The organism is Neobacillus pocheonensis (assembly GCF_050477905.1).
GTDB lineage: Bacteria > Bacillota > Bacilli > Bacillales > Cytobacillaceae > Neobacillus > Neobacillus pocheonensis_A.
Genome location: NZ_JBCNAD010000001.1, coordinates 78,968 through 104,183 on the forward strand (window position 1 = coordinate 78,968; position 25,216 = coordinate 104,183).

The window sequence follows — 25,216 nt, forward strand, 5'->3', positions numbered from 1 at the left end:
CGGTCAATCCCCTTTACTGTATAAGTAATTCTGTCGTATAAACATTAATAATTTTTCCTTCGGAGAATCTTTTGTTTAGTTGCTCTTTTACTTTATTCTCAAAGACAGCAATATCCTTAAAATCTTCTTTTTGGGATTTTGAAAGAATCTTGATAATATCGCTTTCGATGATCGGAATAATCTTTTCTGATTGCTTTTTCGTATCCTTTGAATCTAGTTCAATCGAAAATTTCACCTGAATAAGGTTGTCGGAATTGAGATTCGTACTGATCTGGCTGGTTTGGATGGTTTGGTCGGCCAATCGATCAATCGATACTTCCGCAGCGCTGGCAACATGGGCTTTATTATATTGATAGTAATAGAATCCCCCGCCGGCTAAAACAACTAGAATGGCGGTTATCGTTAAAAACTTTTTCATCCTTTACGCCCCCGTTCATCATGATAGCTATAAATAAAGGTCGATCAACAGACCCTTTATTTCCCCTATACTATCTAATAAACGGATGTTTTCGTCTTCCTGTTCAATCATTTCTTGAGAAAGTTTCACTAATTTTTCGTCAACCTCTTTTATTATCTTTAATTTTCGTTCCCGACTAGACATGGATGAAAAAGATGTCGTTTCTTCTAAGGAGAGGCCAAATTTCACCACATCCTGTAAAAAAGATTTGATCAGCCCTTTATACTGATGGAGATCCTTCAATGTTCGTGAACGAGCCAAGCGCTCCCCTTGCCGATGGATATCCTCCAAAAGAGCATGTAATTGTTCTTTGGCAAAATAGGTTTGTTTTTCTGAAAATAATTGTTGAAATGAAGGTGCTTCTGTTGATTTTATTTCTTTTTGGGAAAACATAAAGTCTTTTTGAATCCCGAACCCTTGACCAACTTTCAAATCTAAAACACCTCTCCGAATGAAAATGATATTGTCGAATTTTGTACCCTTGAATACAATTGTGATTATAATTTTTTAACAATGAAAAGAAAAGGAGAATTTCATGACGACCATTATCGGACTTATCTTAGCGATTGTCTTTATTGGTGTGGGTATGGTGTTAAAAGGGGTATCCGTTCATGCCCTTGCCAATCCAGCCGCTTTTTTAATTATTTTTGGCGGAACCATCGCTACTCTGTTCGTTGCGTTCCCTATGAGTGAAATCAAGAAGTTCCCGCTATTGCTAAAAATCGCTTTTATAGAACCAAAGCTGCCGACGCAATCAGAAGTGATCGACATGATGGTGGAGTGGGCCATCGTCGCCAGGACGGAAGGCGTGTTAGCGTTAGAGGAAATTGCTGATTCTGTTGATGATCCATTTTTAAAAAATGGCTTGGAAATGATTATTGACGGCAGTGACCGCAAGCAAATGGAGGAAATTCTTTATGATGAACTTGAGGCGGTGACGGAAAGACATAAGGTGGGCAGCTTAATTTTCAGCCAGGCGGGCATGTATGCGCCAACGCTAGGGGTTTTGGGCGCTGTTGTCGGCTTAATTGCCGCATTAGGTAATTTAAAGGACATGGATAAATTAGGCTACTCCATCGCTGCAGCCTTCATCGCCACGCTATTGGGGATCTTTTCTGGTTACGTCCTTTGGCATCCGATTTCCAATAAATTAAAGCGGATATCCAAAAAGGAACAAGATATCAAAGTTATGATGATTGATGGATTACTGGCCATTCAAGACGGGTTAACTCCTAAATTAATTGAGCGAAAACTGTGTGTTTATTTACCTTCAAAGGGACGTTTAAAGCAGGAGGAAACAATCAGTGAAGAAGCGGAGATCGCATAACCACAACGACGAACATATCGACGAAAGCTGGCTCATTCCCTACTCGGACCTATTAACTTTATTACTTGCCCTGTTTATTGTTTTATTCGCATCCGGAAGTATTAACAACGATAAGCTCCAACAAATTATGATTTCGATGAATACGGCCCTAAAAGGCCAAGGAAATAGTTTGATTATAAAAGAAAACGCCGGCATCACGAAAGAAGTGGAAAAAAAGGACGCTAGCAAACTTGCAGAAACAGAAAAACTGCAAAGCTTAAAGGAGCAAATCGAGCAGTATATTGAGACAAAAGGATTGGAGAAGGTGATCACGATAAAGGACGAACCAAAAGGAATCAAGCTATCCTTAAAGGACGTCATTTTGTTTGAATCCGGCAGAGCGGATTTAAAAGGGGACTCATTGATTATTTTGAATGATTTATTGGATTTGATTAAGCAAGTGCAAAATCCAATCAGTATCGAAGGACACACCGACAATGTCCCGATTACAGGCGGCAGGTATAAATCCAATTGGGAATTGTCAGCAGCCCGGGCTTTATCTGTTCTTTATTTTTTCGAGACAAACGGAATCGCGTCCAAGAAACTGCAATTTGCAGGATTTGGCGAACAGAAGCCCGTTTTTCCAAATGACACTCTTCCGCACCGGCAAGCGAATCGAAGGGTAGATATTACCATTTTAAAAACAGAATGATAAAAATCGCTAAACAAATCAAGTTAATCATCCGTTATGTATGATTAAAGGCATTCATTAAAATGAAGATGAACGCATTATGATTAAGGGCACCGTTTTTTTGCGGTGCTCTTTTAATTAGAAACAGGACTCGATTGATAAGTCCTGTCCCTTGGTTCTTCATCAAGCTTCTCGTTCATTTATTAACATTTGCGCTCAATATATGGGCAAGATGATGGCGGCCATGCCAGGCATAAAGGCCAATATTTTTCCCTACAGACACTTCACCTGATTCTGGATGAAGAAACGTCTTTTCATATTCGGTAGGGGTTAAACCTCGCAATAAGTGAACCAAGCGAATGTGCAATGCTTCCAACATTGAAAGTGAAATCTCAACCGGCAATCTTGAATCCGAGAGCTCCGCCCATTTGCCTTCTTCATATGGCTTGATTATCGGATTTTCCTCGGTAAGAGCTAACTTAAAACGGATGTAAGCATTCATATGACTATCGGCAAGGTGATGGACTACTTGCCGGATGGTCCATCCTCCTGGTCGATACGGTGTATCCAGCTGTTGATTATTTAAGTCTTTTACAGCTGCCCGTACCATACCAGGCAATGCTTCAATTTCATTGATCCAGCCTTCAGTAGACTCAGCGGTGACCTTGTCAGAAAACTGGAATTTTCCAATAGGATATCTTTGATCCATCTATATTCCTCCTTCTTTATAAATTTTCAAGGGCTATTCAAACAACTTAATAAACTCGTCAAACCCTTCGTCCTTAAGCTTGTCTTTGGGCACAAACCGAAGTGCTGCAGAGTTGATGCAGTAGCGGGCACGATCGGGACCTGGTCCATCGTCGAATACATGACCGAGATGAGAATCGGAGGTTTTGCTGCGAACCTCAATTCTTCGCATTCCATGAGAGGTATCAAATTTTTCTTCCAATTCATAGCGGCGTAGCGGCTTGGTGAAGCTTGGCCAGCCACAGCCAGCATCATATTTGTCCTTTGAACTGAACAGCGGCTCCCCTGAAATAATATCGACGTAAATTCCCTCTTCCTCATGATTCCAGAATTCATTCTGAAACGGCGGCTCAGTCGCATTATTTCTGGTCACTTCAAACTGAAGCGGCGTCAGCTCCTGCCGCAATTCATCATCGCTTTTGCGCTTTTTCCAATTTTCACGAATGAAGAGGGCACGGCCCGAACCTTCCCGGTAATGATTGTAGTGAAAGGGCATTTTTTTATAATAATATTGGTGCTTTTCCTCCGCCCTATAAAATGGGCTTGCCGGAAGAATTTCCGTCACGATTGGCTTTGCAAAGCGTCCACTCGCAGCAAGCTTCCTTTTTGAAGCCTCCGCCATTTCACGCTGTTCTTCATTGTTGTAAAAAATCGCTGTTCGGTAGGATGAACCACGGTCATTGAACTGGCCTTCCGTATCCGTTGGGTCAATTTGCTGCCAAAATAATTCAAGTAATTTTTTATACGGGAAGACGTTTGGATCGAATGTAATCTGTACCACTTCATAATGTCCTGTTGTATCCGAACACACTTCCTCATATGTCGGGTTTTCAGTGTGGCCTCCTGTATAACCTGAGATGACTTCCTTAATCCCAGGCTGCTCGTCAAATGGTGATACCATGCACCAAAAGCAGCCACCTGCAAATGTTGCTTTTTCCAATAAGATCAACTCCTTTATAAATGTCTACTTATTGATTAAGTCTGTACCATTTTTATTGCAATGTCACACTTCTTAATAAACTCTTTTAATTCGTGCTCCACAATAATCCCTCCATGATATTAATATCTTTATCACTAGCTTTTTAAAACTAATTTCCACAAAAATTTCCAACATCCTTCAAATAATAAAAAGAAAAAAACCGAAGGATATAATCCTCCGGTTTCTTTGACAATAGTTTATTCTTTTGTAGCAGTCTCAACAGTAGTTTCATCAGTTACCGCTTCTTCAGAAACTTCTGTTCCAGCTAATACAGCTGAATTTGCTGCTGCATGTTGAAATGCATTTTCACTTGCTTTTACGCTTGCATGAGCTTTTGCTTTGTTAGCTGCAGATTTGTTTACTTTTGATGTTTCTTCTTTGTTTACTTCAGTAGTTTCTTCTCCAGCTTGGTCAGTTACTACTTCAGTGGCTTCTTGGCCTGCTTCGTTAGTTACCGCTTCTGTTTCTTCTTCTCCAGCTTCGTCAGTTACTACTTTAGTGGCTTCTTGGCCATCTTCGTCAGTTACTGCTTCTGTTGCTTCTTGACCTGCTTCGTCAGTTACTACTTCTGTAGTTTCTTGGCCTGCTTCGTCAGTTACTACTTCTGTAGCTTCTTGGCCTGCTTCGTCAGTTACTACTTCTGTAGTTTCTTCAGTTGTTGCAGCCTCTTCAGAAACATTTCCATCTGCATGTACAGCGGAATTTGCTGCTGCATGCGCTTTAGCTGTTTCGCTTGCATGTTCGAACGCTTGAGATTTTACTTTGTTGGCAAATGAAGGATTTACCTTAGCTTCTTTCTCATCGTCCTCTAAAGTAGCCTCTGCTTCGTCTTCATCTTTTGTTTTTACAACAGCATCAGTCTTAATAGCTGGCTTTTTAGAATCGGAATCTTGATCATCCGCATCTTCTTTATCTTCAGTTTTTACTGCTGAATCCGCGTCAACCTCTTCAGCCTTTTCATCTTCTTTAACTGCTGCTTCGTCTTCTTTAAGGGCTTCATCATTTGTTGTTACAGCCTCATCTTTTTCAACTTCTGTTGTTGCAGCGGCTGCATCTTGTTTTTCAACTGTAGTGTCAGTCGTAACGTTAACACCCTCATCTGTAGTTGGTTCTTGAACAGGAGTATCTTCAGTTTTTGCCTCTTCTGTTTTTCCAACCTTGCCTAAAACAGCAGAGTTTGAATTCGCATGCCATTTTGCATTCTCGCTGGCATGCACACTAGCTTGAGACTTGTTCACTTTTTCAACTTTGGGCTGCGCCTTTACTACTGGTGCCGCTGGCTTCGCTGGAACAGCAGGCTTTGCATTCACATGAACTTTTTCGCTGTGTTCATTTTTCACATGAACGGTTTGCTCAGCTTTTTCCTTACCAAGACCAGCCGCTTCAGTAAAATGACCTCCAGCAAAAATTCCAAAAGATAATGCTCCAGCCAATACAAAAGATTTCATAACAAAATTAGGGTTTAAGTAATGTTTCATTTTTTAATTCGCTCCTTTTATTATCATGTTCCGTGGCTATTAGCTGCGGGTAACCAATTTTAATAAAGGAGCTTTTTGTGGCGGTGGTGCCGGCGGCGCATTCACCCATTGATTACTCAATAATGCATAGCGTGAAAGATAAAGTTGGACAAATTTGATTTCATAGTGTTTATTCCATTCAAACCACTTATCCAACATACTCATAGAACTCAATCCCTGGCTTACCCGATCATTTGATGACCCGCCTGAATTATTAGAACGTTGAGTCGGACTCATTGGCCGATCAGCGTTTGGCACATCTTCCTTCCCGACAGGGGCTTGTCCCTTACTTGAAGGCTCCGGCACCAGCGGTTTATAGGGTGCTGCCTTTTGCGTCGACAGGTGTGAACCTTCTCTTTGAGGAGTCACTCGCTTCAATGATTCAGCTTTGTCGCGCATTTCTGCATCAAATGGTTTATGGGAAATGGCAACAGTTTGCTTGTCGTTTCCTAAACCTCTGTTATTTTCATGTATAGTTTCACTTTTCTGTTGACCAGGAGCCTCAACGTTTTTCTGTCCCTTATTTATAGAAGGCTGGCCATTCCCTTTTGCCTGGTTCGGCAAACTTTTTGGCGTTGCCGCTTGTTTTGGGACCAACGTTTGTTGAGGATTATGGTTGGATTCCTGTTGTCTTCCTACCCCCTGATTTTTAACAGCGGGTTCAGGTGCCACCTCAGTTTTCTTTGCATTTTCAGCTTTCACTGGAACGTTAGGTTGTACGGAAGCATCATCAGTATTTCCTGATTGATTGGCATGTAGAGAAGAAGTTTGTGGATTCTGCTGTACATTTAACCCATTCTTTTCTGCAAAGGCATTGTGTGGTAAAAAAAGAGCCGCTCCAACCATAAGACCTGAAATAAGAAAATGGCGGAAGTGCAATATCTCACCCCCTTTCAATTAATCGTCAATTCATGACACGATTCGACCAATCCAAAGATTTTTTGACCGTTTTCTTTTCTGTTCAGCGTAAACGATTCTTTAAGCCTATCTCCTATGATTCAATTGGCAGGTATGAATAATAACTTTTTAATAGGATTGGACTATTTCTTGACGAGTCAGGCCTCATTCGTGATAGGGATGTTACCCAATATCATAAAATTAGGCGTATCCCTTTTTTATTTTTCTTCAAATTAGATTGCGCACAATTTAATAGTTGACAATATTTAAATTTAAGTTTAATATAATCCTGTAATAATTAATTGCACACAATTTAATTTCGAAAAACTAAAAAGGAGTGATTTTTGATGGAAGCATTGTATACAGCAAAAGCAACAGCTGAGGGTGGAAGATTAGGGAAAGTAACAAGCAGTGACGGCACTCTGGATTTAACATTATCTATGCCTAAATCTCTAGGAGGACAAGGGAAGGAAAATGCCACAAATCCTGAACAATTATTTGCAGCGGGCTATGCCGCTTGTTTCGATAGCGCCTTAAATTTGGTCGCACGTCAAGCGCGAAAGCGAATTGAATCTAAAGTTACAGCAGAAGTATCAATAGGCAAAGACACTGAAGGCGGCTTCAAACTCGCAGCCGTTTTAAATGTAGCAATAGGTGGTATTTCAATAGAAGAAGCTAAGGAATTAGTTAAAAAAGCACATGATGTATGTCCATATTCTAAAGCAACTAAAGGGAATATCGAGGTTGAATTAATAACGACCGTATTGTAATAAAGTAAAAAATGGGAAAGGCACCCTGCCTCTCCCATTTTTAGTACACATGTCATTTTAAAGCTTCCAGGTCGGAAACTCATCCTCTTTTTGATTCTCATACTCCTTCATTCTTGAGTATGCGTTTGCCAGCTTAGGCAAAATGTATCCTTGAGGGCTTTGTGTTTTAACTTGACCATTTAATTCTTGAATTTTAATATTCGTAAACATATTAGCTACTTGCGCTAAATTTTCAATCGTGTCCATTAATTCAGGGTTGTCATTGTAATTACTTTTAGCAACATAGTAAATATAATCAAGTTTATTCCTTATTTGCTTCAACGTATCGATATCAAACTGTTCGTTTTCCATTACATTTCACCCCTTATGTTTAAGCATATGGAACAAAAAGCAAATTGGAACGAAAATGTATAAATAAATTTTCAGGGAGCAGGACAATAAAGGAGTGAATTTCTATTTTTAATGCGTCCCTGTGACGTCTAATGTAGTATTCGTGACATGCTTTTTCTCAAATGTGGAATGGGTGATTTTTTCTTGTAATTTTTTTGCAACTAAAATACTGAGGGTTCTTAGAGTTCATCCAAAAGGATTAAGCTTGTCGCAAATTGCCAAAGAAGTGGACATGGCCAGGTCTACAGTGCAAAGGATTGTTACGACCCTGGAACAGGAGAGGTTCATTGCAGCTGCTTCTGCTAACGGCGGTTACCGTCTTGGTCCTGAGATTACGATGCTTGCCGCCGCATTCCATAGTGATTTAAGAGAAGAAATTAGGCCATTTTTAATAAAACTATCACATCAAATCAATGAAACGGTTGACATCTCCGTATTGGATAACGGAAAAGTGCTTTTTGTTGATCAAATCATCGCTCCGCATCCATTGCAGGCGACTTCACAACCTGGTGCTTCTTTTCCACTACATTGCACGGCAAACGGAAAGGCCATACTCGCCTCCTTGCCGATTGCAGAGGTTGAGAAACTGTTACCAGAGGACCTGCAACAGTATAATGATTATACAATTAAGAATCGGGATGAATTGTTAAAAGAGTTAGAAAAGGTTCGTAAAACAGGGATTGCTTTTGCAAGGGAAGAACACATTCAAGGAATTTGTGCAGTGGGCGCAACTGTTTTTGATCGCTTCGGAAATTTAACCGCTATCTCGATTCCGCTCCCATCTACTCGTTTTTATGGTAATGAAGAGAAATTGGCAACTGCCCTCCTCCATGCTTGTCAAGCAATCATCCAGCACTTTAATAGAACATAGTTGAGAGGTGGAAAAAAGAATCAGTCCCCTTAAAAATGCGGGGACTGACCCAATCTTACTTCCATTTCCTTTGGAATTTAAAAACCTCTTGTAAATAACCGTACACCGACACGGGGGACATAATCAATTGATAACCAAGAAAGTAAAGAATAAAGCCTAATATATTCTTACGAATTCTAATATGTAAGCTTCGAAATACAAAATTTCTTTGATAGAAAAATAGAATACTATAACTGATAAGTGTTAAGGGCAAAACGAATACTGTCATTGGACCCACTATCAAAAAGTTCCCGAAAAACGCTAATATTAGTCCGGGAATCCAACATAAGGTGTAGGTTAAATCCAAGTACGGCATGATTAAATTGACTCCAGTCATATATTTCACAAAAATTTGCGGTTGTTTCCATGGTTTCACTTCATGTAATCCTTCAATCATGCCTCTTGCCCATCTTGCCCGCTGCCGTACCAAATGCTTAACTGAACTGGGAACTTCAGTAAAGGCAACAGCCAATGGTTCAAAGTATACCTTCCATTTTCTATGGAGCAGACGCCATGTTAAAACAATATCTTCACCGATTGCATCAGGCCAACCGCCCACTTCTTGAACACATTTAGTCTTGTAAAGACTGTAGGCACCTTGGGCAACTAACGTTCCTTGATACAACCCCTGAAGTCTTTTAATGGAGGCGATACCCAAGAAATAATCCCATTCTTGCATCTTAGTCAATAAATTCTCTCTACTGTTTTTCACCAAAACACTGCCTGCGACTGCACAAACTTCCTCAGGACTGGACTTCATCCTTGATACAAGATGGCGGATAGAAGCTGGATGTAGTAGAGTATCAGCATCCAAGGTAATGAAATAGCGAGTGGAAACAGACTTTAATGCGTGATTTAAAGCATGAAATTTTCCCGGCTTCTCTTCATGAAGCAACTCAATTTTAGTTGACAATTTATTCTTTGCCTTTAATACTTCATTAATCGTTCGATCAGTTGAACAATTATTAATAACTGTTACTTTTATTTTTCCTAAATAGTCTTGTTTATCTATATATTGCAGCGTTTGAAAAATTTTATCTTCTTCATTATGCGCAGCGATAAGGATAGTAATCTCTTCATGCGGAGAATCCATTTTAAAGGGCGGCTGCCGATCTAAAATGAGGCTAATGACCAAAAAAGCATTCATATAACCGGGAATGTATGCAAGCCCACCAATAATAAGTAATGCCAGTGGAAAGGATACATGATAAGCTAAATCTTTTAACCAAGGGTAAGCTATATAAATCGAAGCGCCTAACCATAGAAGTGCAAAACCATGACTTATCCAAAATTTACCTACAACTGGAATGTATAAATGGTTGTCTCTGGTCACCACTTGTGAATCGATTGGTTTTAGTTTAGGTATCATACATAATGCACCTTTCACAATTAAATTAATTACATCTCCATCGCTCCGGAAAAAGTCGAAATACTAAATTAATTATTCGACAGAACCCTTCCAATTCCTCCAAAAATAGATAAATTATCCTATTGATTTTATAATCGGAATACTTTTAACAAAACAAAGAATATTCATAAATATCTGTCATAATATCATCACAATTCATCGCTGCTTTTTGGTGTAATATGGAAATAAGCTAATAAAATTGAGGTGTGGGATATGAAAAGACAGTCAGTAAGAAAATCGGTCATTTTCGTCTCATTTTTACTTTTTCCTATTACCATATATTATTTATCACCAATGTTAAGTTTATCGGGTGCTTATTTTGGGATAGTGTCAGGCAGTTGTGTTGTATTTGGATTACTATTTATTAGCTCCTTCATAGTTGGCAGGGGATTTTGCGGTTGGCTTTGCCCGGCTGGAGGAATGCAAGAAAGCTTCTCGACCGCAAGCGGGAATAAACGGTTCCATTTAGGCAAAAAAAATGGGATTAAATACGCCCTTTGGATCCCTTGGTTTAGTAGTATCATTGTCTTATTTTTGCTAGCGGCCGGTGAAAAAAAAATCCAATTCTTTTATCAGCTTTCTTCAAAAATTTCAATACTCGAGGAGTATGCGTTATTTGTTTATTTTTCATTAACATTGCTAATTATCGTTCTGACCCTAACCTTCGGTAAAAGGGTTTTTTGCCATATAATTTGTTGGATGTCCCCATTTATGGTTTTAGGAAACATCATAAAAAACCGATTAAAAATCCCTTCTCTCCACTTAAAATGTGAGCCATCTGTCTGTAGCGGCTGTAATCTCTGCACAAAAAATTGTTCGATGAGCTTGGATGTAAAAAAAATGGTCCAAAAAGGAGACATCAACCACTCCGAATGCATCCTCTGCGGGGAATGTGTAGATTCATGTCCGAAAAAAGCCATTCGATTCCATTTTGGGAGTCATTAGCTAAACACACCAAAATCTTTACATAGACAGAAAAAAAGCGTGCTTAAACACACGCTTTTTTAAGATCTTTCATGTATTCATGACACTTGAACTGGTTTCCCGCTTGTTTCATGTTCTGCTGAATCGTTTGCCTTAAAGCGTCCTTCAACAAAAGCGGTAATGAGAGCTCCTACGACCATCGCAAAACCTAATACGTAAAATCCATTGATTAATTACCATCATGTGCCACCGCACCGACAACGATAGGACCGACAATTCCGCCGAAATTCCCGCACAGATTAATGAGACCATTAGCGTCCCAGCTTGTTCACGCGGCATTGCTGGGGGTTTTGCAGGATATGAAGATTCAAAGAGTGGGTGGAACGAACTCGATTCCCATCGATGTCCGGATTATCGCGGCCACAAATGCAAATCTGGAAGAGCTGATCCAAGCAAAAAAATTCCGCGAGGACCTATTCTTCCGAATCAACGTGCTGCCCATCCACGTCCCGCCGCTAAGGGAGAGGCCGGAGGATATCTTTGTATTGCTTATGCATTTTCTTCAGATGTTTAACGAAAAACACGGCAGGAAAAAAACGTTCTCCCCCCATGTGATTGAACAGCTTCTTTCCTATCCATGGCCCGGAACCGTTCGGGAACTGAGAAATGTAGTGGAGCGGCTTGTCATCTTATCCGATGACGATTTCATCCATGAATCCTTGCTTCCGCCTACTATCTATCAGCACAATCCGGAGAAGCCGTTTCCTGTATCCCAGGACATAAGGGCTGCAATAGATCCAATGCTTTCCCTAAAAGATTTGGTAAATGAATATGAAAAGACCCTATTAGCTTCCTATTTATCTACTTATCGTCCCATGAAACGGTGTGCCGAAATACTTCAAATCGACCTGGCTACCCTTGTCCGCAAGAAAAAAAAGTTTGTGCTGTAAGCATGGACGATGCATGAAACTGAAATATCTACTTGCAAAATCAACAAAACAAATAGAATAATATAGAAAAAGTCTTGCTAACTTGAACCTAAGTGAGCAAGACTTTTTCTGATTTACCTTCATTAAAATTTGGTTTCCGTATTGACAATATACCAAACATTGCCGACGCCCTGACCTGTTACATCGCCTTTTGCTTTGTCTTTTATCCAATAATAGAGCGGGAAGCCTTTGTATGTCACTTGCTCGGCCCCATTATCTTCCCTCACAATGGTACCAAAATCACTTTTGTTAAAACCTGCCGGCACTGCAAAATCTTTTGCAGAAAAAGCAGGCCAGTTGATGAGACATTGCCCGCTGCAGTTGCTTTTACCAGGTTGATCTTTTGTAAAATAATATAAAGTCATGCCCTTTGAATCTGCTAAATATTTTCCGATATTGGCGCTCTCCAATAGTTGTAATTGATTGCTAACTGCCGTTTCGAATGTGGTTTGGCTGTTGACGATAAACCAAACATTACCGACGCCCTGACCTGTTACATCGCCTTTTGCTTTGTCTTTTACCCAATAATAAAGTGGAAATCCTTTGTAAGTAACTTGTTCAACTCCATTATCTTCACGCTTGATGGTACCAAAATCACTTTTGTTAAAGCCCTCCGGCACTACAAAATCTTTAGCAGAAAACGCTGGCCAGTTTTCTAAACATTGCCCGCTGCAATTGCTCTTTCCAGTTTGATCCTTTGTAAACCAATACAACGCCATACCTTTGGAATCCGCTAAGTATTTTCCGACATTTACATTATCTAATAATTGTAAACCATTATTCTCGGTTTTGCTTCCTGTGTCACCCGATACCGTTTCACTTTTCGGCTCATTCTTTTTCGTACCTTCTTCCTTCTGACTATTGCAAGCAGCTAATACTATGAAGACTGAGAAAACGGTGATCAAAAATGCCCATTTTTTCATGGAAGTTCCCCCTTTTAAATTGTTTACACTTTAGGAAACGGACAATGTTTGAAAACGGTTTGATAAAAATTTAATTTTTTATGGCCCTCTTATTAAATTTTTATTGGGTACTATAAAAGGGTGAGCCACGTATGCTCACCCTTTTTGAATATATCTTGTTTGGCACTGAACGTAAGCCAATTTTAATAGATTTTATGTTAAATCATACGGGCTGTTACAATGCCTTCAATCTGTTTGATTTTTTCTTCTAAACCTGGAATAACATCTCCGTTAACTTTACTGTCGATATCGATCATCGTATAAGCGTACTCCCCCCGGCTTCTGTTCACCATATCAGCGATGTTTAAATCATAGCTTGATATCGCTGAAGTGATTTGTCCCACCATATTAGGAACGTTTTTGTGGAATGCCGCCACCCGTCGTTTTCCTGTATAAGGAAGGGACGCATTTGGGAAATTCACGGAGTTTTTAATGTTACCAGTCTCAAGAAATTCCTTTACTTGACGAGCTGCCATAACCGCACAGTTTTCTTCAGACTCTTGTGTAGAGGCACCAAGATGAGGGATTGGCACCGTATTTTTCATTTTCAACACATATTCATTTGGAAAATCTGTAATATATTTTCCGACCATTCCACTTTCGAGTGCACTTTCCATATCCGGTTCGTTCACAAGTTCGCCGCGAGAGAAGTTCAAAATATGCACACCCGTTTTCATTATGCTAAATGTCTGGCGGTTAAACATTCCTCTTGTATCATCGGTTAACGGAACGTGTACTGTAATATAATCAGACTCAGCAAACAGCTGCTCAATCGTCATCGCGCGTTGAACATTACGGGACAAATTCCAAGCCGTATCGACAGATATGAACGGGTCATAGCCGATGACATCCATATCTAAACCAATCGCATCATTCGCTACAAGGGCACCGATCGCTCCTAGTCCGATTACCCCCAAAGTTTTCCCCTTAATTTCTTTTCCAACAAATTGCTTCTTTCCTGCTTCGACCAACTTTGGAACTTGTTCACCTTCATCTGCTAATGTCTTTGTCCAGGCCACACCATCAAATAGATTACGAGAGGAAGCCATTAATGAGGTAAGGACCATTTCTTTTACGGCGTTTGCATTCGCGCCAGGTGTATTAAAAACGACGATTCCTTTGTCTGTGCATCTGTCGACCGGAATATTATTGACACCCGCTCCAGCTCGTGCAATGGCTTTTAAATGATCGCCAAATTCCAATGAATGCATGTTAAAACTCCGAAGCACAATGGCATCCGGATTGTCATAGCCATTGTCAATTGCATAGTGGTCCTTATTGAATACCTTAAGCCCTCTTTCGGCTATATTATTTAAAGTTTTAATCGTTTTAACTTTTTCTAAAGTGGTTGTGCTCATGCTTTTTCTCCCCTTTTGGCTAATGTTGTTGTCCTAAATAAACAGAAAGAGGTAAGGGATAAATCCCTTACCTCTGCCCAGGCGAACGGCTGCGACACTATGTGCTCCCCCGCGGTTATCCGCGCTTCGCCAGTTACACATAGCCTTTTCATTTATCTTAATTTATCAAATTCTCAATCAACTTTCAAGCTATAAAGTTATTATTTAATTTCTATCCACAGAAATTTTAAGTGATAAATAGCAATTCGCCGATAAAGTGGATAGATTCGCCGATAAATCTCAATATTCGCCGATAAACATTAAAATTCGCCGATAAAATGGGTATTTCCGCCGATAAGTAGCTCAAGGGGAAAATTATCTTCCATTATTTACACAATTAAATCAAATTCAGCTGGCTTTTCATGAGATAACCTCAAAAACGATCAGAAAATCCGCTAAATTTTAGAGATTTCTTCTAAAAAGATGCGATTTCTCCATAAAAACTGATGTTAAACCTTCTTAACAAACTCAGATTTTAATTTCATCGCTCCGAAGCCTTCGATTTTGCAATCAATATCGTGGTCGCCATCCACTAATCGAATATTTTTGACTCTGGTCCCAATTTTTAAGACAGAGGAACTTCCTTTTACTTTCAGGTCCTTAATGATGCTAATGGTATCGCCATCGTGTAAGACATTTCCATTGGCATCTTTGAAAATCTTTTCATCTTCAGCTGTTTCTAATTCTCCAGACCACTCATGCGCACATTCCGGACAAACAAACAGACTTCCATCTTCGTATGTATATTCTGATTGGCATTTAGGACAATTTGGCAATGACATTTTCGCACTTTCTCCTTTTATTATGGTAAATAAAGCATAATTCAGCATCTATCCATTTGCAAACTTTTGTTTTTTCTTGTGTGAAATTTGTACAATACTTAAGACGTGTGTCAAAATAGGAGTATATGGATACGATTGGAGGAATTTAATCATGAAAACCATGAAACTAGGAAGCAGTTCATTAGAGGTGCCTGTCGTTGCAGTCGGCTGTATGCGAATTAAATCGCTTGAAAAAGCCGAGGCAGAACGCTTTGTCCATTCCGCTTTAGAAGAAGGGGCGAATTTCTTCGATCACGCCGATATTTATGGCGGCGGAACATGTGAGGAAATATTCGCTGATGCCATAAATATGAATGCAGACATTCGCGAGAAAATCATTTTGCAATCGAAATGCGGCATTCGTAAAGGAATGTTCGATTTTTCCAAGGAGTATATTTTAGAGTCAGTAGACGGGATCTTGAAACGCCTAAAAACAGAGTATCTTGACGTTCTTCTTCTCCACCGTCCAGATGCACTTGTTGAACCGGAAGAAGTAGCGGAAGCATTTGAACTACTTGAAACTTCTGGAAAAGTACGCCACTTTGGTGTCTCTAACCAAAACCCAATGCAAATTCAGCTGTTAAAGAAATATGTAAAACAGCCCCTTGTGGCCAATCAGCTGCAATTAAGCATCACCAACGCCACAATGATCTCGAATGGAATCAATGTAAATATGGAAAATGATGCTGCGATCAACCGGGATGGAAGTGTGCTCGATTTTTGCAGATTGAATGATATAACCATTCAGCCATGGTCTCCATTCCAATTCGGATTCTTTGAAGGTGTATTCCTTGGTAACGAGAAGTTCCCTGAATTGAATCAGCAGATCGATGAAATTGCGGCTAAATATGAAGTAAGTAACACGACTATTGCCATTGCTTGGATTTTACGCCATCCGGCAAAAATGCAGCCAGTCACAGGAACAATGAATATGGACAGATTAAGAGACTGTATTAAGGCGAGCGAAATCCGCCTGACACGGGAAGAATGGTATAGTATCTATCGTGCCGCTGGCAACATTCTGCCGTAGAACTCTATAAAAGCAAGAAGGCACATCCAATTTAAAGATGTGCCTTTTTTATAGCTGTTTATTATTCCAAATTGCTATGGCGGCTAAACGCTTCGTTATGATTAACTTCATTCAGCTTAGCAAACTCCAAGCAAATCGTATCAAACAAGATATGAACACTTTGGTCAAAAAGAGATCCAAGAGGCTGAATCGTTTTTAATTCATTTTCGCGCCGATACTTAGTTGCTGCCGGTACATGAAGGAGATGAGTCGATGCAACTGCCAGCGGTGACTCAGGATTTGTGGTAACGGCGATAACCGAGCAGCCGAGTGATTTTGTTTTTTCAGCTGTCCATACCACGCTCTTTGTGGTTCCGGAACCCGAAACCGCTACAAGCAGGTCCCCTTGTTCAATCGATGGTGTGATTGTTTCTCCAACTACATAAACGGCTGCCCCTAAATGCATCAACCTCATCGCGAACGATTTAGCCATGAATCCGGATCGGCCTTCCCCAATAATGAAAATCCGCTTGGCATGTTTTAGTTGCACTGCTACTGACTTGAGTTGTTCCTCTTGCACCTGACTAACGACCATTTCCACTTCTTTTAAAATCGTTTGTACCACTGACATTTTCTATTCCCCCATTTGAATCGCTTGTTTAAATTTCCCTGCCGCCTCTGATGGATTGCTTGCTTTTGTAATCGCTGAACCTACAATCACAACCGCTGGATTTAAGGTCTTTCTTAGACTTTCCAACGAATCCATCGTAATTCCACCCGCTGCTGCCAGCTGAAGTGAGCCATCAGTCAGAAGACTTCCGTTCTTTGTTCCCAGGTTCTGTGCTCCGGCTTCCTCTTGTTCATCCTTACTTACATGCGCACAAAAAATGGCTTGGTTATATTTCCGTAATTCTCGGACTTGTTCTTCTGACGTATTCAATAAATCAACCATCACCAATTTGTTATAACGGTTAGCAACCTCCAGGCACACCTCAATCGTGACTATTGGTGACACCCCCATGACAGTAGCGACATCTGCCCCGGCCTTAAAAGCCATTTCGAATTCATAACGGGCATTGTCAATCGTTTTGATGTCAGCCACAATCACTTTATTGGGAAAGGCCTGTTTCAGTTCTTTTACACTTTTCATGCCATATTCCTTGATTAAAGAGGTTCCGACCTCGACCCAATCGATGGAATCCTCGACTTTCTTCGTTAATTCAATGGCATTGGCGATCGTCATCCGATCCAAAGCAAGCTGTAATTTCATAAGCTTAATCTCCTCCTCTTTACTAAACCGGTTTAGTTAAAATTGAAAAGTAGATGGTGTCAGGCACTGCCTACACCATCTGACTTGGAAACACAAACTCTTCAGGCTCCCGCTCTACTTTATTGATTTGATCAAACAACAATTCCGCTGCTTTTCGCCCCATTTCAGTCGCTGGCTGAACAATAAAAGAAATCGGTTTTTCGACTAGATGCGCAAACGGAATATTATCGAAGACAATCAGTTCCACATCTTCGCCCACTTTAAGTCCTTTTTCCTTTAAAAATTCGACCACCTTCAGAAAAACACGGTCATTTCCAGCAAACAAGGCCGTCGGCCGCTCCTCCAAGGAAAACAGCCCTTCTAGTTTATCCTTCATTCCATCAATGCTAGATTCAATTATAAAATCATTGTTTAATGGTAATCCGGAATCGGCCATGGCCTGTTTATAGCCTTCCAATCGATCTTTTCGTGTACTGACGGTTAAAGGCTGCACAGCGAAGGCAATGTTTCGATGCCCTTTTTCAATGAAGGTTTGAATCGCCTTATAGGTGGACATGACATTGTCGGTTAACACCGAAAACGCCTCCAGATTTTCTACCCTGCGATCGACAAACACAACTGGATAGCCAGCCTTAATCATGCGTTCATATAAATCATGATTTTGTCCGGTTGGAAAAATAATCAGGCCGTCCACTTGCTTAGCCCGCAGCATTTCAATATATTTCTTTTCTTTTTCCGGATTATCATCGGCGTTACACACGATAGCATGACAATCATATTCCTGACAGAAATCCTCTATCGCGCGGCTAATCTCTGTTGATAAATAATGCATGATATTCGCAACGATGATTCCAACCATCGAGGTCCGCTTTTGCTTTAAACTTCTGGCCACATAATTGGGTTGATATCCAAGCCTTTCAATCGCTTCTTCAATCTTTTGCTTTGTTTTTTCTCCCATGTATTCAAACCGTTTATTTAAATATTGGGAAACGGTACTTTTGGAGACACCTGCTTCTTTCGCTACATCGGCCATTGTTACTTTTTCCATACAATCTTCCTCTTTCACTCTGCCTCAATGACTTCATTTTAGCGATAAACCAACCAATTTTCCAGTTTCTTAAAAAGCGAGCTGACGGATTCGTTCTTCACGGGCAACCTGAATCTCTTCCATCAGTTTTTTAGCATTTTGGGTTACTTCCATTAAATATTCGTTCGTGAATGTTCTTGAAGGATCAACTAAAGAAGTTCCTACTCCGACCGCAACCGCTCCCGCCTTGATATAATCCTTAGCATTTTGTATGTTTATGCCGCCTGTTGGCATGAGCGGGATATGTGGCAGTGGTCCCGCAATATTTTTAAAATACCCGGGACCGACAGTTCCTGCCGGAAACACTTTGATTACATCGGCACCATGCTCATAAGCGTGGAGAATTTCTGTTGGTGTAAAGGCACCCGGTACACTAATGGTCCCATAACGTTTTGTCATTCGTATCGTTTCTGGATTAACAGTTGGGGAAAAAATAAATTTTGACCCCGCCATGATGGCGGCTCTAGCGGTCTCTGGGTCAAGAACCGTTCCAGCGCCTACTAAAAGTTCATCCCCAAATTCATCCGCTGCTTTTTCAATAATCGCTAATGCTTTCGGCGTTTCCATCGTAATTTCAAGTGCCGTGACGCCTCCCTCTTTTAGGGCATTGGCCATTGGAATGATCGATTCGAGTGTGGCGCCGCGAATAACGGCAACCACCGATCTATTTTTTATTTCCGCTATACTCATAATAAAATCTCTCCCTTAATAGCCAACAGCTTTAGAGAATACTCTAAAGCCGCTGCCTGTTTTTTATGCACCTATTTTGACGTTTTTAGTTGCACTTGGTTTTTTTGCTGCCTTTACCGCCAAAACAGTGAAAATCGCGGAAAGGAATAAAGACCCAGCCATAAAGATGTAAGAAGCTCCAAATCCACCTGTTGCTCCATTTAAATATCCAACAATATAGGAACCTGCAAAAGAACCTAACGCTCCCATGCTGTTAATAAGCGCCATCGCTCCACCTGCAACATTACGCGGCAGAATTTCAGGAATAATTGCGAAGAATGGACCATATGGAGCGTACATCGCACCACCGGCAATGACTAACAGGATGAACGAAAGCCAGAAATGATTTGTTCCAATCGCGTAAGAAGCATAAAACGCCACTGCCCCAATTAATAGGAACGGCCAAACAAACGCGTTACGGTTTAAAGTTTTATCAGAGAAATAAGAAGCTACTAACATAAGAATAATGGCTAAAATATAAGGGACAGAAGATAACCAGCCTGTTTTGACAATATCCATATTTGGCGCCGATTTAAGAATCGATGGCAGCCACATAACAAATCCATATACCCCAATGCTCCAAAGGAAATATTGCGCACTTAACAAAATAACTGGTTTTGATTTAAAGGCTTCGCTGTAATTTTTTACAGGTTTAATACCTTCTTGTTCTTTTGCTAATTGATTTTCAAAATCGATTTTTTCTTGTTCCGTTAACCATTTTGCTTCTCTTGGTTTGTCATTTACAATTTTCCACCAAATAAATGCCCAAATCACGGCAGGGAGGCCTTCAGCAATAAACATCCATCTCCAACCCACTGAGTTAACTAAATAACCAGAAACAATTGACATCCATAATACCGTTGCCGGATTTCCTAAAATTAAGAACGTATTCGCACGAGAACGTTCTTGCTTAGTAAACCAGTTACTTAAAAGGACTAGCATCGACGGCATAACGGCACTTTCCACGACGCCAAGCGCAAAGCGAATCCCAAATAATAATTTAATATTCGTGATCATACCTGTGAAGGAAGCTAATAACCCCCAGGCAATCAATGACCAGAAAATGAGGACCTTCGCACTCTTTTTCTCAGCAAATGCAGCACCAGGCACTTGGAAAAAGAAATATCCTAAGAAGAAAAGAGAACCAAGTAAGGAAGAAGTTCCTGCTGTAATGTGAAGATCCTCCGCTAATCCTGAAGCGGCACCGAATCCATAGTTAGCACGGTCAAGATAGGCAAGACTGTAAGTAATAAAAGCAATCGGAATTAAGCGCAGCCATCTTTGTTTCGCAATCGTTTGTTTCATGTTATTTCACTCCCTGTAAATTTTCTTTTATATATTTTTGAAGCTGATTCATGGTTGGATAACCATCGTTGTCGCCCGGTGATTGAACGGCTAAGGCACCAATCGCATTTCCCCTTGTTACCGCATCTTGAACTTCAAGACCTTCGAGTAATCCACTTATCACCCCAACCGCAAAACCATCGCCGGCACCAACGGTATCAACCACTTTTTCCACATGGAAACCGCAAACCGTACCCTCCTTTGTTGCTGTTTTATAAAAAGCTCCCTCAGCCCCGAGCTTAATGACAACCAGCTCTACGCCCTTTTCTATATAGAAGGAAGCGATTTCACGAGGTTCCTTAAAACCTGTTAAGATTTCACCCTCCGTGATGCCCGGTAACACATAATCTGCTTGGAACGCTGCCTCATTGATTTCCTTTACCATTTCCTCTTGTGATGCCCAAAGGGTAGGTCGCAAATTCGGGTCAAAGGAAACCTTCTTGCCATTCTTTTTCATAAACGCTAAAGCGTGTTTGGCAAAGGCTCTTGCACTTTCTGAGAGGGCTAGTGGAATCCCCGTTATATGCATGTGCTTCGCACGTTGAAAGTACTCTTCATTGAAATCATCATTAGTCAGATGGCTTGCCGCCGATCCTTTGCGGAAATATTGCACCTCGGGGTCACCCTCTAACACCATTGATTTTAATTGAAAACCGGTGGGATACTTTTGGTCGATTAAGACATGTTCAATGTCAACGTTTTCATTTTTGATCCTTTCAATGACAAATCTTCCAAACGCATCGTTTCCTACTTTACTCGCCCAACCAGAGCGCAGCCCGAGTCTGGCAAGTCCAATGGCCACATTGGTTTCTGCACCGGCAAGTTCACGGGTGAATTGACTGACTTCATGTAAGGGACCTGGCTGATTGGCCATAAACATGGCCATCGCTTCCCCGAAAGTAATGACATCTAACTGTTGCATGAGATCGCCTCGCTTTCTACAGCTAATTCCGAAATAAGATGAATATAATCCTTCGTTCTTTCTTTTGGCTCGATTGGGAATTCAAGCGCTTTCAGCATCTCCGCAGGAAAATTCCGCAATACCTGTTTCCAGCTATGATTTCCTTCCCTTTGAAGCGGGACGGTTACTGGACCCTCTTCCACTTGCTTTAAATGAAGATAGATGACATATGGAGAAAGCTGTTCGAGCGCCTCTTCTACTCTTTGCCCAGAATAATACCAATTCCCAGCATCGAAAGTCATTTTGACGGGAACCTGCTGTTCGGTAACGTTTTCAAAAAAGGATGTTAACAATCTGACATTCCCGCCATGGAGTGTCTGATCATTTTCAACCAACAATTGAATTTCTTTATGTTGGTTTAAGAAAGCGGCAAGTTCACGGATGTTTGATGCATTTTTCTGATATTGCCCAAGTGAAACCTTGACCCACTTTGCCCCAAGTAGCATCGCCTCCTGAAAAACTTCTGCTAAAGCGCTAACATTTAATTGATAATCCTCTTTCCATAATTCAATCGGAGCAGAGTATACAGTAAAAAGTCTATGATTGTCGATTTCATTTCGAATCCGACCTAGCTTTGATTCTGGGACCGGCAATAATTCACGGCGAATCTCAACCCCAAAAGCTCCTGATTGGGCAATGAGTTCAATAAAAGATTCTTGCCCATTCTCTAACACTTCGAATCTATCAAAAGCATTTAACGGGATAATCACCTTTTGCATTTTAAAGATCCTTTCTATGATGTAATTTTAAACTAAACTGCTTTACTAAATCGATTTAGTAAATCGATTTATCAATAGTATAATCCTAATGTAAGCGTTTTTCAAGAGGGGATTTTTAAAAGTTTTTTAGGGAGTCTCTTTAATCGTGTGCCATCCATCTAATTTCAATATACAAAATATATACATAAATTTTACATGAACTTAAGAAAGAAGTACCGAACACCTAATATAATTAAGAGGAATTTACTATATTGAGAGGGATTTGATAAAAATTCTTTGGAGGGTACGTAGTAAACGTATTATATCAATCTTACTTTGATTACAACCAAAAACGGAACTATAGGCGTGAGTTTTGTGAGATATAACATTCAAACATTGATAAGGAGTGATTGTATGGATACGAGTTCTCACATCATTATGGGGTTAGGATTAGCTGCCCTCGCTCAAATGGATCCCGTTGTCGCTGATCATAATACCCTATCACAAGCCGTTATTTTAGGTACAGTAATTGGTTCGAACGCCCCTGATTTTGACTTTATCTATCGAGTGAAAGGTAAGGGCAGCTATTTTCGGAATCACAGAGCCATATCTCATTCCCTTCCGGTCTTACCTTTATGGAGCATCGCAGTTTCAGGTATTATTTATTCATTTTTTCCAGAATCATCTTTTCTCCATCTATTTTTATGGACATTATTAGCCGTTATTCTGCATGTGTTTTTTGATTTATTTAATGTGCATGGAACTCAAATTTTACTTCCCTTCTCAAAAAAATGGATCGCCTTTGATTCGCTCCCATTAGTGGATCCCAATATTTTATTGTCACACTTGCTGGGTTTTTGCCTCCTTCCATTCTTTGAACCAGGAAGAGTCTTCCTCATCATCTATATATCTATATTTCTGTATCTTGCTGTCCGGACTCTTTCGACAGTCGCAGCCAAGAGAAAATTACGTCACCATTTTCAGCACGCCATCCGAATCAAATTGATTCCACGGATGTTCTTGTTTAAATGGGACATTATCATTGAAACAAAAGAAGACTTTTTATTTGGAGTTCTTTCAAAAGGCAGTTTAGCAATTGAGCATTCCCTTTTAAAGAAAATAGACTTCCCGGAATTAGTTTCTGACAGTAAAAGCCACCCTTCCGTTTCCGATTTTCTGTCTAGTACTCATTATGCCTATCCATTTGTTCGTGCAAGAAAAAATGGCTATTTGATCTATTGGAAGGACCTTCGTTTTCGTAACAATAAATTTTTTCCCACTCTTGCCATCATATATTTATCGTCCGATTACAAGATTAAAAATTGTTTTATCGGTACTATACACTCCTTAAAACAATACAAACAGGTAATAAGAAAATTAAAAAATACTACTACACTTATCGAAGAACCGACAGCTTAAGGACCCAAAAATGGGCGTTCTATGCATTTCCCATTGGGATGTTACCTTTACACTTTTCCTGCTCTTTCCTTTAGAATTTTTATAACATACTTGATATCAATCACATTATTTTTGGACATTTTCATATAACAAACGGCAGATGGTATTAGAAAGATTTGCAGGATCGATAAAGTATAGATATAGCTATAAGGCTGAGTGAATCGGGTAGATAAAATGCCAAGCATAATGCCAACTCCTGCGTTTCCTACTGTTCTGCCCAGACTATTGAAAAGGTTTCCGATACTAAAGGCAATCCCTCTATGTTCAGGAAGATTTACATCTGTTAAAAGTGCCATCCAATTGGGTGTGTTGGCCGATTGGGCAGCGGAAGCAAAAAGAGATACAACAAACATAAGCGTCATCCACGGATTTATGAATATTTGCCTTAAAATGCTGACTAAAATGATGAATTCATTTTTATCATTTGGTAATGATAGGTTAGTCATTGGTACAATAAATAACAAAATATAAAGGGGCATTGTCATAAAAACAAAAAATGCGGTTAAATAGGCTCTCCCTTTAAAGGTTTTCCTTTGGAAATAATCGCCCAGATGCCCGAATAAAAAAGACGAAATGCCTCCAATCTGAAAAATGGCAAAAAGATAGCCTGAGACCATCACAGCTATTTCCAGGCTGTAGCCTTGCTGCATGATTTTATAGATATATAAGGTTGGAATCCAAATCAGGCTACCTGTAGCAATATTCATAAAGAATGTCTGTAAAAACAAATAGACATTGCTGCCATTTAAGATAAGAAATTTAATATTTCTGGCTTCCAGATTATAGATGTAGGAATTTGTATTTTTTATCCATTCTTTTGACTTTGGTTCTGATTCCACTCGGATTGGCTCTTGCACAAAAAGAAAACTAATGATAACAACCAAGCCTATAAAACCTACTATTTCAAAAGGCATTCTCCAGCTGTTGTTTGCAGTAGTTAATGAAGCCAAAATAGATCCAGCTATTCCGCCCATACCTTGGGCCATGCCCCAAAAACTTAATATGAAGCCCCTTTTTTGATAGGGAATATAATCCGTTAAAACACTGAAACCAATGGATCCAATACAGCCTAAGCCTAATCCGGTTCCTATTTGAAAGATCAATAGTTCAAAATAACTATTACTAAATGAAGTCAAGAATATCGATAGTGTCCAAATGAGTGTACCTATAATCAACATTTTTTTACGATGATATTTCCCTGATAGGTATCCCCAATAAATAGAGGAAATGGAAGTAACCAATATATTGGCAGCTGAAACAAAACCCAAACTTGCAATATCTACATGTAAATCCTTTGCTATGTATTGGATAATAGGAGGAAATAATCCAATTACGATATGTTCAAAAGCTGCAAGTAGAATAATGACAAATATTGTATAAGTGATTTTCCAGTTTGAGCTTTTCAAAGACACTAATGCCCCTTTGTAAACATTTTTTATTTACAATTTTATCTAAGTTTTTAATCTCTTAAATGGATTTTTCAAAACTTTATATG

Annotated in this window: 27 protein-coding genes and 1 riboswitch; of the genes, 8 read left to right on the top strand and 19 right to left on the bottom strand. The window is 39.9% G+C overall.

The window, feature by feature from the left end:
- Positions 1 to 13: 13 nt before the first annotated feature.
- Together ABES02_RS00430 and ABES02_RS00435 are read right to left on the bottom strand one after the other, a co-directional pair.
- Positions 14 to 418 (bottom strand): flagellar basal body-associated FliL family protein, encoded by a 405-nt coding sequence (locus ABES02_RS00430; protein WP_430129304.1) that lies wholly within the window; start codon positions 416 to 418, stop codon positions 14 to 16.
- Positions 419 to 445: 27 nt separating this feature from the next.
- On the bottom strand, positions 446 to 889 hold the full coding sequence (locus tag ABES02_RS00435) for a YaaR family protein (protein ID WP_430129307.1): 444 nt from the start codon (positions 887 to 889) through the stop codon (positions 446 to 448).
- Positions 890 to 992: 103 nt separating this feature from the next.
- On the opposite strand from ABES02_RS00435, the gene motA reads away from it, so the two are divergent.
- On the top strand, positions 993 to 1,784 hold the full coding sequence (gene motA, locus ABES02_RS00440) for a flagellar motor stator protein MotA (RefSeq protein ID WP_430129309.1): 792 nt from the start codon (positions 993 to 995) through the stop codon (positions 1,782 to 1,784).
- Positions 1,762 to 2,475, top strand: a complete 714-nt coding sequence (locus ABES02_RS00445; RefSeq protein ID WP_430129312.1) for an OmpA family protein — start codon at positions 1,762 to 1,764, stop codon at positions 2,473 to 2,475. The genes motA and ABES02_RS00445 overlap by 23 nt, the downstream gene beginning before the upstream one ends.
- A 175-nt stretch (positions 2,476 to 2,650) precedes the next feature.
- Here ABES02_RS00445 and ABES02_RS00450 read toward each other — a convergent pair whose 3' ends face one another.
- The 4 genes from ABES02_RS00450 to ABES02_RS00465 all read right to left on the bottom strand — a co-directional run bounded on the left by ABES02_RS00450 (position 2,651) and on the right by ABES02_RS00465 (position 6,576).
- Positions 2,651 to 3,163: a YfiT family bacillithiol transferase gene (locus ABES02_RS00450; protein WP_430129315.1), complete on the bottom strand. Its 513-nt coding sequence runs from the start codon at positions 3,161 to 3,163 to the stop codon at positions 2,651 to 2,653.
- A 33-nt stretch (positions 3,164 to 3,196) separates the two neighbouring features.
- The gene (msrA, locus tag ABES02_RS00455; RefSeq protein WP_430129318.1) at positions 3,197 to 4,141 is read right to left on the bottom strand and encodes a peptide-methionine (S)-S-oxide reductase MsrA; all 945 of its coding nucleotides are present in this window, start codon (positions 4,139 to 4,141) and stop codon (positions 3,197 to 3,199) included.
- 236 nt (positions 4,142 to 4,377) lie between these two features.
- Positions 4,378 to 5,613, bottom strand: a complete 1,236-nt coding sequence (locus ABES02_RS00460; RefSeq protein ID WP_430129321.1) for a hypothetical protein — start codon at positions 5,611 to 5,613, stop codon at positions 4,378 to 4,380.
- A gap of 84 nt (positions 5,614 to 5,697) precedes the next feature.
- Entirely contained in the window at positions 5,698 to 6,576 is an 879-nt protein-coding gene (locus ABES02_RS00465; protein WP_430129324.1) for a hypothetical protein, read from the bottom strand.
- Between the two features lie 365 nt (positions 6,577 to 6,941).
- Between ABES02_RS00465 and ABES02_RS00470 the strand changes: the two genes are divergently transcribed.
- Positions 6,942 to 7,364, top strand: coding sequence for an organic hydroperoxide resistance protein (locus ABES02_RS00470; RefSeq protein ID WP_430129327.1), 423 nt, complete (start codon positions 6,942 to 6,944; stop codon positions 7,362 to 7,364).
- A gap of 57 nt (positions 7,365 to 7,421) precedes the next feature.
- Here the strand turns inward: ABES02_RS00470 and ABES02_RS00475 are convergent, their stop codons facing one another.
- A complete protein-coding gene (locus ABES02_RS00475) occupies positions 7,422 to 7,715 on the bottom strand; it encodes a hypothetical protein (protein WP_430129330.1) in 294 nt (97 codons plus the stop codon).
- 172 nt (positions 7,716 to 7,887) lie between these two features.
- Here ABES02_RS00475 and ABES02_RS00480 point away from each other — a divergent pair, with 172 nt between their 5' ends.
- On the top strand, positions 7,888 to 8,625 hold the full coding sequence (locus ABES02_RS00480; RefSeq protein WP_430129333.1) for an IclR family transcriptional regulator: 738 nt from the start codon (positions 7,888 to 7,890) through the stop codon (positions 8,623 to 8,625).
- 55 nt (positions 8,626 to 8,680) lie between these two features.
- Here ABES02_RS00480 and ABES02_RS00485 read toward each other — a convergent pair whose 3' ends face one another.
- Positions 8,681 to 10,033, bottom strand: a complete 1,353-nt coding sequence (locus tag ABES02_RS00485; RefSeq protein ID WP_430129336.1) for a glycosyltransferase family 2 protein — start codon at positions 10,031 to 10,033, stop codon at positions 8,681 to 8,683.
- Between the two features lie 333 nt (positions 10,034 to 10,366).
- Between ABES02_RS00485 and ABES02_RS00490 the strand changes: the two genes are divergently transcribed.
- A complete protein-coding gene (locus tag ABES02_RS00490; RefSeq protein WP_430129706.1) occupies positions 10,367 to 11,017 on the top strand; it encodes a 4Fe-4S binding protein in 651 nt (216 codons plus the stop codon).
- Positions 11,018 to 11,298: 281 nt separating this feature from the next.
- Positions 11,299 to 11,946 (top strand): sigma 54-interacting transcriptional regulator, encoded by a 648-nt coding sequence (locus ABES02_RS00495; protein WP_430129339.1) that lies wholly within the window; start codon positions 11,299 to 11,301, stop codon positions 11,944 to 11,946.
- Between the two features lie 122 nt (positions 11,947 to 12,068).
- Here ABES02_RS00495 and ABES02_RS00500 read toward each other — a convergent pair whose 3' ends face one another.
- The 3 genes from ABES02_RS00500 to ABES02_RS00510 form a co-directional block, all read right to left on the bottom strand.
- On the bottom strand, positions 12,069 to 12,908 hold the full coding sequence (locus ABES02_RS00500) for a hypothetical protein (RefSeq protein WP_430129342.1): 840 nt from the start codon (positions 12,906 to 12,908) through the stop codon (positions 12,069 to 12,071).
- A gap of 197 nt (positions 12,909 to 13,105) precedes the next feature.
- The gene (locus ABES02_RS00505; RefSeq protein ID WP_430129344.1) at positions 13,106 to 14,305 is read right to left on the bottom strand and encodes a phosphoglycerate dehydrogenase; all 1,200 of its coding nucleotides are present in this window, start codon (positions 14,303 to 14,305) and stop codon (positions 13,106 to 13,108) included.
- A gap of 68 nt (positions 14,306 to 14,373) precedes the next feature.
- Positions 14,374 to 14,452: riboswitch (ZMP/ZTP riboswitch) on the bottom strand.
- A 341-nt stretch (positions 14,453 to 14,793) separates the two neighbouring features.
- The gene (locus tag ABES02_RS00510) at positions 14,794 to 15,126 is read right to left on the bottom strand and encodes a zinc ribbon domain-containing protein YjdM (protein ID WP_430129346.1); all 333 of its coding nucleotides are present in this window, start codon (positions 15,124 to 15,126) and stop codon (positions 14,794 to 14,796) included.
- Between the two features lie 151 nt (positions 15,127 to 15,277).
- Here ABES02_RS00510 and ABES02_RS00515 point away from each other — a divergent pair, with 151 nt between their 5' ends.
- Positions 15,278 to 16,195 (top strand): aldo/keto reductase, encoded by a 918-nt coding sequence (locus tag ABES02_RS00515; protein WP_430129349.1) that lies wholly within the window; start codon positions 15,278 to 15,280, stop codon positions 16,193 to 16,195.
- Between the two features lie 61 nt (positions 16,196 to 16,256).
- Here the strand turns inward: ABES02_RS00515 and hxlB are convergent, their stop codons facing one another.
- The 7 genes from hxlB to ABES02_RS00550 form a co-directional block, all read right to left on the bottom strand.
- Positions 16,257 to 16,805 carry a 6-phospho-3-hexuloisomerase gene (hxlB, locus tag ABES02_RS00520; protein WP_430129352.1) on the bottom strand — a complete coding sequence of 183 codons (549 nt, stop codon included), beginning with the start codon at positions 16,803 to 16,805 and terminating at the stop codon, positions 16,257 to 16,259.
- A 3-nt stretch (positions 16,806 to 16,808) separates the two neighbouring features.
- On the bottom strand, positions 16,809 to 17,444 hold the full coding sequence (hxlA, locus tag ABES02_RS00525; protein WP_430129354.1) for a 3-hexulose-6-phosphate synthase: 636 nt from the start codon (positions 17,442 to 17,444) through the stop codon (positions 16,809 to 16,811).
- Between the two features lie 70 nt (positions 17,445 to 17,514).
- Positions 17,515 to 18,492: a LacI family DNA-binding transcriptional regulator gene (locus ABES02_RS00530; protein WP_430129357.1), complete on the bottom strand. Its 978-nt coding sequence runs from the start codon at positions 18,490 to 18,492 to the stop codon at positions 17,515 to 17,517.
- A 69-nt stretch (positions 18,493 to 18,561) separates the two neighbouring features.
- On the bottom strand, positions 18,562 to 19,221 hold the full coding sequence (locus ABES02_RS00535) for a bifunctional 4-hydroxy-2-oxoglutarate aldolase/2-dehydro-3-deoxy-phosphogluconate aldolase (RefSeq protein WP_430129360.1): 660 nt from the start codon (positions 19,219 to 19,221) through the stop codon (positions 18,562 to 18,564).
- A 63-nt stretch (positions 19,222 to 19,284) separates the two neighbouring features.
- Positions 19,285 to 20,565, bottom strand: coding sequence for an MFS transporter (locus ABES02_RS00540; RefSeq protein ID WP_430129363.1), 1,281 nt, complete (start codon positions 20,563 to 20,565; stop codon positions 19,285 to 19,287).
- Between the two features lies 1 nt (position 20,566).
- Positions 20,567 to 21,526, bottom strand: a complete 960-nt coding sequence (locus ABES02_RS00545) for a sugar kinase (RefSeq protein WP_430129366.1) — start codon at positions 21,524 to 21,526, stop codon at positions 20,567 to 20,569.
- Entirely contained in the window at positions 21,514 to 22,284 is a 771-nt protein-coding gene (locus ABES02_RS00550; RefSeq protein WP_430129369.1) for a sugar phosphate isomerase/epimerase family protein, read from the bottom strand. Before ABES02_RS00550 ends, ABES02_RS00545 begins: the two co-directional genes overlap by 13 nt.
- Positions 22,285 to 22,677: 393 nt before the next feature.
- Between ABES02_RS00550 and ABES02_RS00555 the strand changes: the two genes are divergently transcribed.
- Positions 22,678 to 23,682, top strand: coding sequence for a metal-dependent hydrolase (locus ABES02_RS00555; protein ID WP_430129371.1), 1,005 nt, complete (start codon positions 22,678 to 22,680; stop codon positions 23,680 to 23,682).
- A 47-nt stretch (positions 23,683 to 23,729) separates the two neighbouring features.
- On the opposite strand, the gene ABES02_RS00560 is transcribed toward ABES02_RS00555, so the two are convergent.
- Positions 23,730 to 25,127, bottom strand: a complete 1,398-nt coding sequence (locus tag ABES02_RS00560; protein WP_430129374.1) for an MFS transporter — start codon at positions 25,125 to 25,127, stop codon at positions 23,730 to 23,732.
- Between the last annotated feature and the right edge of the window lie 89 nt (positions 25,128 to 25,216).